The organism is Arthrobacter sp. sptzw32 (assembly GCF_059089735.1).
In genome coordinates this window covers 1-810 of sequence record NZ_JBNHEZ010000019.1, presented here as the reverse complement: position 1 = coordinate 810, position 810 = coordinate 1, and the positions used below count along the sequence as shown (strand labels likewise).

Annotated in this window: 1 protein-coding gene; it reads left to right on the top strand. The window is 63.3% G+C overall.

Annotated features, from left to right (window positions below):
• On the top strand, positions 1-810 hold an 810-nt coding region (locus AC5RVN_RS17410; RefSeq protein ID WP_494138752.1), incomplete at both ends, for a thiamine pyrophosphate-binding protein.

Genomic DNA, 810 nt, shown 5'->3' with positions numbered 1-810 from the left:
GTAACGGCAAGATCATGCAGGAACTCGAAGCGTTCTTCCGCGGCGCGGGCTGGAACGTGATCAAGGTCGTCTGGGGCCGGGAATGGGATGACCTGCTCACCAAGGACACCGACGGGTCGCTGGTGAAGATCATGAACGAAACCCCTGACGGGGACTACCAGACCTACAAGGCCGAATCCGGCGGGTTCGTCCGCGAACACTTCTTCGGCAAGGACCCCGCCACCAAGGACCTGGTCGCGGACCTGACCGATGACCAGATCTGGAACCTCAAACGCGGCGGCCACGACTACCGCAAGGTCTACGCCGCGTACAAGGCAGCGACTGAGTTCAAGGGCAAACCCACCGTCATCCTCGCCAAAACCGTCAAGGGCTACGGCCTCGGACCCCACTTCGAGGGCCGCAACGCGACCCACCAGATGAAGAAACTCACCCTCGATGACCTGAAGAAGTTCCGCGACCACCTGCGGATCCCCATCACGGATGACCAGCTCGACAAAGACCTGTACCAGCCCCCGTACTACCACCCCGGCATGGACGCGCCGGAGATCCAGTACATGATGGAACGCCGCGCCGCCCTGGGTGGCTCGGTCCCCGAACGCCGGTCCAAGCACGCCGAAATCACCCTCCCGGACGCGAAGTCCTACGAGGTCGCCAAGCGCGGTTCGGGCAAGCAGCAGGCCGCCACCACCATGGCCTTCGTCAGGCTCCTCAAAGACCTGATGCGGGACAAGGCCTTCGGCAAGCACATCGCCCCGATCATCCCCGATGAGGCACGCACGTTCGGGATGGACGCGTTCTTCCCCACCGCGA